Origin of the sequence: Burkholderia sp. KCJ3K979 (assembly GCF_016759955.1) — a bacterium.
Classification (GTDB): domain Bacteria; phylum Pseudomonadota; class Gammaproteobacteria; order Burkholderiales; family Burkholderiaceae; genus Burkholderia; species Burkholderia orbicola.
The window spans coordinates 1-7,946 of record NZ_JACFYV010000274.1 but is presented as its reverse complement, the minus strand read 5'-3'; the positions used below and the strand labels follow the sequence as shown (position 1 = coordinate 7,946).

Annotated in this window: 7 protein-coding genes; 5 read left to right on the top strand and 2 right to left on the bottom strand. The window is 68.0% G+C overall.

The genetic code is table 11. From position 1 onward, the window contains the following. The 5 genes from apbC to H3O04_RS32145 all read left to right on the top strand — a co-directional run. A partial coding sequence (gene apbC / locus H3O04_RS32165; protein ID WP_202589224.1) for an iron-sulfur cluster carrier protein ApbC occupies positions 1-913 on the top strand: 913 nt, incomplete at its 5' end. 133 nt (positions 914-1,046) lie between these two features. Continuing rightward, entirely contained in the window at positions 1,047-1,583 is a 537-nt protein-coding gene (gene sodC / locus H3O04_RS32160; protein WP_011545956.1) for a superoxide dismutase [Cu-Zn], read from the top strand. A 113-nt stretch (positions 1,584-1,696) separates the two neighbouring features. Then, the gene (gene dcd / locus H3O04_RS32155) at positions 1,697-2,266 is read left to right on the top strand and encodes a dCTP deaminase (RefSeq protein ID WP_006398615.1); all 570 of its coding nucleotides are present in this window, start codon (positions 1,697-1,699) and stop codon (positions 2,264-2,266) included. Positions 2,267-2,347: 81 nt separating this feature from the next. Continuing rightward, positions 2,348-4,627 carry an arginine/lysine/ornithine decarboxylase gene (locus tag H3O04_RS32150; protein WP_011545955.1) on the top strand — a complete coding sequence of 760 codons (2,280 nt, stop codon included), beginning with the start codon at positions 2,348-2,350 and terminating at the stop codon, positions 4,625-4,627. Beyond that, the gene (locus H3O04_RS32145; protein ID WP_012329006.1) at positions 4,627-5,442 is read left to right on the top strand and encodes a lysozyme inhibitor LprI family protein; all 816 of its coding nucleotides are present in this window, start codon (positions 4,627-4,629) and stop codon (positions 5,440-5,442) included. Before H3O04_RS32150 ends, H3O04_RS32145 begins: the two co-directional genes overlap by 1 nt. Positions 5,443-5,531: 89 nt before the next feature. Here H3O04_RS32145 and H3O04_RS32140 read toward each other — a convergent pair whose 3' ends face one another. Both H3O04_RS32140 and argH read right to left on the bottom strand, forming a co-directional pair. Further along, on the bottom strand, positions 5,532-6,215 hold the full coding sequence (locus H3O04_RS32140; protein ID WP_202589223.1) for an HAD family hydrolase: 684 nt from the start codon (positions 6,213-6,215) through the stop codon (positions 5,532-5,534). A 95-nt stretch (positions 6,216-6,310) separates the two neighbouring features. After that, positions 6,311-7,720 (bottom strand): argininosuccinate lyase, encoded by a 1,410-nt coding sequence (gene argH, locus H3O04_RS32135; RefSeq protein ID WP_006478117.1) that lies wholly within the window; start codon positions 7,718-7,720, stop codon positions 6,311-6,313. Between the last annotated feature and the right edge of the window lie 226 nt (positions 7,721-7,946).

The following is a 7,946-nucleotide window of genomic DNA, read 5'->3' as shown; positions in this document are numbered from 1 at the left end:
CGTCGCCACGGCGCTCCAGGCCGTGCCGGGCGTGCGCGACGCACGCGTCGCCGTGTCGCAGGAGATCGTCGCGCATACGGTGCAGCGCGGCGTGAAGCTGTTGCCGAATGTGAAGAACATCGTCGCGGTCGCGTCGGGCAAGGGTGGCGTCGGCAAGAGCACGACGGCTGTCAACCTCGCGCTTGCGCTCGCCGCGGAAGGCGCGTCGGTCGGCATTCTCGACGCCGACATCTACGGCCCGTCGCTGCCGACGATGCTCGGCATCCACGGCCAGCGCCCCGAGTCGCCGGACAACCAGTCGATGAACCCGCTCGTCGGCCATGGGCTGCAGGCGAACTCGATCGGCTTCCTGATCGAGGAAGACAACCCGATGGTGTGGCGCGGCCCGATGGCGACGTCCGCGCTCGAGCAGCTGCTGCGCCAGACCAACTGGCGCGAGCTCGACTACCTGATCGTCGACATGCCGCCCGGCACGGGCGACATCCAGCTCACGCTCGCGCAGCGCGTGCCCGTCACCGGCGCGGTGATCGTCACGACGCCGCAGGACATCGCGCTGCTCGACGCGAAGAAGGGACTGAAGATGTTCGAGAAGGTCGGGATTCCGATCCTCGGCATCGTCGAGAACATGAGCATCCACATCTGCTCGAACTGCGGCCACGAGGAGCACATCTTCGGCGCCGGCGGGGCGGAACGGATGGCGAAGGATTACGACGTGAACGTGCTCGGCAGCCTACCGCTCGACATCGCGATCCGCGAGCGGGCCGACAGCGGCACGCCGACGGTCGCGGCCGAGCCGGACGGTGCGCTCGCGCGTCGCTACCGCGACATCGCGCGCGGGGTCGCGCTGGCGATTGCCGAGCGATCGCGCGACATGACGTCGAAGTTCCCGTCGATCGTTGTTCAAAATACGTAAAACCCTTGCGGGGCGGGGCCTCACGCTGTTTACGGCGCCGCGAGGCGCGGTATCATGGCGACTTTTCCCGGGTCCCTTTACCCGCCCGGCGCGGCCGTCGTGTCAAACGGCCGCCAGCCGGCATGAGGATCGAATGAAACAACGACATCACGGCGTGCGCGCCGGCCGCGCGCGGCGCGCGCTGCTGGCCGCCGCCGCGCTGGGCCTGCTGGCCGGCTGTACCTCCTTTTCCTCGTCGCACGAAAAACGGGCCGACGCGCAACTGCAGCCGACGGTCGGCGCGCAGGCGCGCGGCGCGGTGACGTTCGTCGAGCGCCCGGACGGTGTGCAGGTCACCTACAATCTGGTCGGCCTGCCGCCGAACAGCGATCACGCGCTGCAGGTGCACGAGCGCGGCGACTGCAACGCGGGCGACGGCTCGAGCGCCGGCCAGGTGTTCGCGCCGGCCGCCGACCGGCTGCGCGCCGGCGCGCGCGTCGCCGGCGATCTCGGCAACATCCATGCGGATGCGAACGGCGTCGCGGCCGGCTTCATCGTCGCGCCCGATCTGGCCCTCGACGGCGTGCGCTCGGCGATGAACCGCGCGGCGCTGGTGCACCGCGACTCGAGCGACCCGGCGTTTCCGCAGCATGGCGCGGGGCCCGCGCTGGCCTGCGGCGTGATCCGTTGACGGCCGCCGCGTGCGTGAGCCGATGATCGCGTAAAATGTCCGCCTTTCCCGGCCGCCGCCCTGCGCGAGCGGCCTTCCCCTGACCGTCACGCAGCGTTTCCAGGCGCCCCGATATGAGCATCAAGTCCGACAAATGGATTCGGCGCATGGCCGAAGAGCACAAGATGATCGAGCCGTTCGTGCCCGATCAGGTCCGCGCGTCCGAGGACGGCCGCCGGATCGTCAGCTACGGCACGTCGAGCTACGGCTACGACATCCGCTGCGCGGACGAATTCAAGATCTTCACGAACATCAACTCGACGATCGTCGATCCGAAGAACTTCGACGAGGGTTCGTTTGTCGATTTCAAGGGCGACGTGTGCATCATCCCGCCGAACTCGTTCGCGCTGGCCCGCACCGTCGAATATTTCCGCATTCCGCGCACCGTGCTCACCGTCTGCCTCGGCAAGTCGACCTACGCGCGCTGCGGGATCATCGTCAACGTGACGCCGTTCGAACCCGAGTGGGAAGGCTACGTCACGCTGGAATTCTCGAACACCACGCCGTTGCCCGCGAAGATCTACGCGAACGAAGGCGTCGCGCAGGTGCTCTTCTTCGAAAGCGACGAGGTGTGCGACGTGTCGTACGCCGATCGCGGCGGCAAGTATCAGGGGCAGCGCGGTGTCACGCTGCCGAAAACCTGATCTGGTTGCATAACGTCTCACCAGTTTCCGGGTGACCGCTGCGCGTGACGCGCCGCGGTCGTTCTTTTTGGAGAATCGCCCATGAAGTTTCGTTTCCCCGTCGTCATCATCGACGAAGATTTCCGCTCCGAGAACATCTCGGGCTCCGGCATCCGGGCGTTGGCCGAAGCGATCGAGAAGGAGGGCGTCGAAGTCCTCGGCCTCACGAGCTACGGCGATCTGACGTCGTTCGCGCAGCAATCGAGCCGCGCGTCGTGCTTCATCCTGTCGATCGACGACGACGAACTCATGCTCGGCGAAACCGGCCCGGACGGCGAGCTGCCCGAGCTCGCGACCGCGATCATCGAGCTGCGCGCGTTCGTCACCGAAGTGCGCCGCCGCAACGCGGACATCCCGATCTTCCTGTACGGCGAGACGCGCACGTCGCGCCATCTGCCGAACGACATCCTGCGCGAGCTGCACGGCTTCATCCACATGTTCGAGGACACGCCGGAGTTCGTCGCGCGCCACATCATCCGTGAAGCGAAGGTCTATCTCGACTCGCTCGCGCCGCCGTTCTTCAAGGAACTCGTCAAGTACGCGGACGAAGGCTCGTACTCGTGGCACTGCCCGGGCCACTCGGGCGGCGTCGCGTTCCTGAAGAACCCGCTCGGCCAGATGTTCCACCAGTTCTTCGGCGAGAACATGCTGCGCGCGGACGTCTGCAATGCGGTGGACGAACTCGGCCAGTTGCTCGACCACACCGGCCCGGTGGCGGCGTCCGAGCGCAATGCGGCGCGCATCTTCAGCGCCGATCACCTGTTCTTCGTGACCAACGGTACATCGACGTCGAACAAGATCGTCTGGCACGCGACGGTCGCGCCCGGCGACATCGTGCTGGTCGACCGCAACTGCCACAAGTCGATCCTGCACGCGATCACGATGACGGGCGCGATCCCCGTGTTCCTCACGCCGACGCGCAACCATTTCGGCATCATCGGGCCGATCCCGCGCGACGAATTCAAGCCGGAGAACATCCGCAGGAAGATCGAGGCGAACCCGTTCGCGCGCGAGGCGATGCGCCAGAACCCGGACATGAAGCCGCGCATCCTGACGATCACGCAGAGCACGTACGACGGCGTGGTGTACAACGTCGAGATGATCAAGGACCTGCTCGGCGACCTGCTCGACACGCTGCACTTCGACGAAGCATGGCTGCCGCACGCGACGTTCCACGATTTCTACCGCGACATGCACGCGATCGGCGACGGCCGTCCGCGCACGGGCGCGCTCGTGTTCGCGACCCACTCGACGCACAAGCTGCTCGCCGGCATCTCGCAGGCGTCGCAGATCGTCGTGCAGGATTCGGAGAACCGCACGTTCGACAAGCACCGCTTCAACGAGGCGTACCTGATGCACACGTCGACGAGCCCGCAGTACGCGATCATCGCGTCGTGCGACGTCGCGGCCGCGATGATGGAGCCGCCGGGCGGCACCGCGCTCGTCGAGGAATCGATCGCCGAGGCGATCGACTTCCGCCGCGCGATGCGCAAGGTCGACGCCGAGTACGGCGACGACTGGTTCTTCAGCGTGTGGGGCCCGGACAACTTGTCCGAGGAAGGCATCGGTTCGCGCGAGGACTGGATGCTGAAGCCGAACGACCACTGGCACGGCTTCGGCCCGCTCGCGGAAGGCTTCAACATGCTCGACCCGATCAAGGCGACGATCATCACGCCGGGGCTCGACGTCGACGGCGAGTTCGGCGAGACCGGCATTCCGGCCGCGATCGTCACGAAGTACCTGGCCGAGCACGGGATCATCGTCGAGAAGACCGGCCTGTACTCGTTCTTCATCATGTTCACGATCGGCATCACGAAGGGCCGCTGGAACTCGATGGTGACCGAGCTGCAGCAGTTCAAGGACGACTACGACAACAACCAGCCGCTGTGGCGCGTGCTGCCGGAATTCGTCGCGCAGCATCCGCGCTACGAGCGCGTCGGCCTGCGCGACCTGTGCACGCAGATCCACGACGTGTACCGCGCGAACGACATCGCCCGCCTGACGACTGAGATGTACCTGTCGGACATGGAGCCGGCGATGAAGCCGTCGGACGCGTTCGCGAAGCTCGCGCACCGCAAGATCGACCGCGTGCCGCTCGACGAGCTCGAAGGTCGCGTGACGAGCATCCTGCTCACGCCGTACCCGCCGGGCATTCCGCTGCTGATTCCGGGCGAGCGCTTCAACAAGACGATCGTGAACTACCTGCGGTTCGCGCGCGACTTCAACGAGCGTTTCCCGGGCTTCCACACCGACATCCATGGCCTCGTCGCGGAAGAGGTGAACGGCCGCGTCGAGTACTTCGTCGACTGCGTGCGCGACTGATGGCGGCGCACGGACGATTCCGGACGATGCGCGCGGCGCTGGCCGCGCTCGTCGTCTGGACGGCAGGATTGGCGGGGCTCGCGGGCGCGGGCGTCGCCCACGCGGAAGTCGCGGCGGCCGACCCGATCGATGTCGCGATGCGGCAATGCCTCGCGCGGCGCGACCGGTCGTCGCCGGCCGGGCAGATCCAGTGCATGGGCGAAGCGCAGCAGCAGTGGCAGGCAGTGATGGACGGCGCGTACCAGCGCCTGTCGAAGGATGCGCCGGCCGACGCGAAGCGCGGCTGGCAGGACAGCCAGCGCCGCTGGCTCACGTGGCGCAAGGACGAAGTGCTGCTGCTGAAGGCCGTGTACGACACGACGCGCGGTACCGCGTATGCGATGTCGAGCGCCGACCTGCAGCTGCAGCCGGTGCGCGATCGCGCGCTGGCGCTGCGCGGGGCGGCCGATCGCTATGCCCCGCCGCCGGCAGCCGTGCCGGTCGCGGCGACGAGCGGTGCGCAGGGCAGTGGCGCGGCCGCGCCGGCTGGCGCCAAGCCGGCGAACGCGTCGCGCGATCCGGCGATCCGCCGCGTGCGGCCGTGCGTGCAGGACGCCGCGTGCGAACACGCGCTGTTCGACCTGAACCGCTATTACCAGAAGCTGCGCCGCAAGATGCCCGCGCATTCGGCCGCGACGCTCGTGCGCGCGCAGCGCGCGTGGGTGGCGTTCCGCGATGCGACGGCGCCGCTCGTCGGCGAGGACGGACGCGTCGACCTGATCGGCGCGCGCATCGCGACGATGAAGCGGCTGTCGGAGACGGCCGGCAACCGGTAAAGGACGCGCCGCTTTCGAGTGGGCGACACGACGAAACGGGCACCCTCGGGTGCCCGTTTTGCATGGCGCGGCGTATTGCCTACGCGGGCCTACGCGGGTTGCGACGTGCCCTGCAGCCCGAACCACGACGGCACGAGCGCGACCGCATCGTCGAGCGACGCGAGCACGTGCAGGCTCAGCGCGACGATCTCGGGCGTCGGCGCCTTCAGGTCGGGCACGGTGACGACGGCAGCACCCGCGCCGGCGGCCGACTGCGCGCCGAAGTCGCTGTCCTCGAACGCGACGCACGCGTGGGCCGGCACGCCGAGACGCTCGGCCGCGAGCCGGTAGACGGCCGGGTCGGGCTTGCCGCGCGCGACTTCGTCGCCGCCCGCGATCGCACGGAAGAACGGCAGCACGCCGACCGCGCCGAGCCGCGCGCGGATCACGTCGCCCGCGGACGACGACGCGACCGCGCACGGAATGCCCGCCCGCGCGAGCGTTTCGAGCAGCGCGAGCGCGCCCGGCTTCAGCGGAAACTTCGGATGGGGTTCGGGCGCGGCGAGTTGCTCGCGCACGCGGATACGCACCGCGTCGAACGTCGCGGGGTCGCCGATCAACCGCGCCAGGATCACCTGGCCTTCGGCGAACGAGCGGCCGACGATCTGCAGGTAGTCGATCTCGGTCAGCACGACGCCATGCGCGTTCGACACGTCGATCCACGTGTTCATGATGGTCCGCTCGGAATCGACGAGCAGGCCGTCCATGTCGAAGAGCGCGGCGGAAAAGGTCATCGGGGGCATCCGTGAAGCGGGAAAGCAGCGGGCGGCGCGAGGGGCGCCCGAATGAAAAACGGACGCCGAAGGCGTCCGTCCGGAACCGCAGGCCGTTACTTGGCCAGCGCGGCGCGGGCAGCCTTGACGGCCGCACGCACCTGATCGGGCGCGGTGCCGCCCGGATGGTTGCGGCTCGCGACCGACCCTTCGAGCGTCAGGTAGCCGAACACGTCGTCGCCGATCAGGTGCGCGACGTTCGGCAGTTCCTGCTTCATCTCGTCGAGCGTCAGGTCGGCGAGGTCGATGCCGCGGTCGTCGCAGATCTTCACCGCGTGCGCGACGGCTTCGTGCGCGTCGCGGAACGGCAGGCCGCGCTTGACCAGGTAGTCGGCGAGGTCGGTGGCGGTCGAGAAGCCCTGCAGCGCGGCCGCGCGCATCGCGTCCGGCTTCACGGTGATGCCGGCGACCATCTCGGCGAAGATCCGCAGCGTGTCGGCGACGGTGTCGACCGTATCGAACAGCGGTTCCTTGTCTTCCTGGTTGTCCTTGTTGTACGCGAGCGGCTGGCCCTTCATCAGCGTGAGGAGCGCCATCAGGTGGCCGTTCACGCGGCCGGTCTTGCCGCGCGCGAGCTCGGGCACGTCCGGGTTCTTCTTCTGCGGCATGATCGAGCTGCCGGTGCAGAAGCGGTCGGCGATGTCGATGAAGCCGACGCGCGGACTCATCCACAGCACGAGTTCTTCGGAGAAGCGCGACACGTGCGTCATCACGAGCGCGGACGCCGCCGTGAATTCGATCGCGAAGTCGCGATCGGACACCGCGTCGAGCGAGTTCGCGCAGATGCCGTCGAAGCCGAGCGTCTTCGCGACCGCGTGACGGTCGATCGGATAGCTCGTGCCCGCGAGCGCGGCCGCGCCGAGCGGCAGGCGGTTCACGCGGGTGCGGCAGTCGCGCATGCGTTCGGCGTCGCGCGTGAACATCTCGACGTACGCGAGCAGGTGGTGGCCGAACGTGACCGGCTGCGCGACCTGCAGGTGCGTGAAGCCGGGCATGATCGTGTCGGCGTTCTGTTCCGCGAGGTCGATCAGCGCGCCGCGCAGGTCGTTCAGCAGGCCGCCGATGCGATCGATCTCGCCGCGCAGCCACAGGCGGATGTCGGTCGCGACCTGGTCGTTGCGCGAGCGGCCCGTGTGCAGGCGCTTGCCGGCATCGCCGATCAGCGCGGTCAGGCGCGCCTCGATGTTCAGGTGGACGTCTTCCAGGTCGAGCTGCCATTCGAATTCGCCGCGCTCGATCTCGCCCTTGATCTGCGCCATCCCGCGTTCGATCGCGGCGAGGTCGTCGGCGCTGATGATCTTCTGCGCGGCGAGCATGTTCGCGTGCGCGAGCGAGCCGGCGATGTCGACGAGCGCGAGGCGCTTGTCGAAAAACACCGACGACGTGTAGCGCTTGACCAGCTCCGACATCGGTTCCGAGAAGCGGGCCGACCAGGCCTCGCCCTTTTTGTGCAGTTGGGACGTCATGGCGATTCTTCGAAGGGGAGTTGGGCGGCCGTGAGCCGCCGAGGGAATCCCGCGATTCTAACATTCGCGGGCCGGCCGACCGCCGCCCGCGCGGGGCCGGCGCGCTTGTATGTTCAGTACTGACCAGTACGGTAAAGTCTGGTGGTAGCCAGACGAGACCGTGCAGTTTGCCCCGCGCTTGGGTGTTGGAGCCCGTGACTGAGTACAAAACGCACGGTTGCCGTGC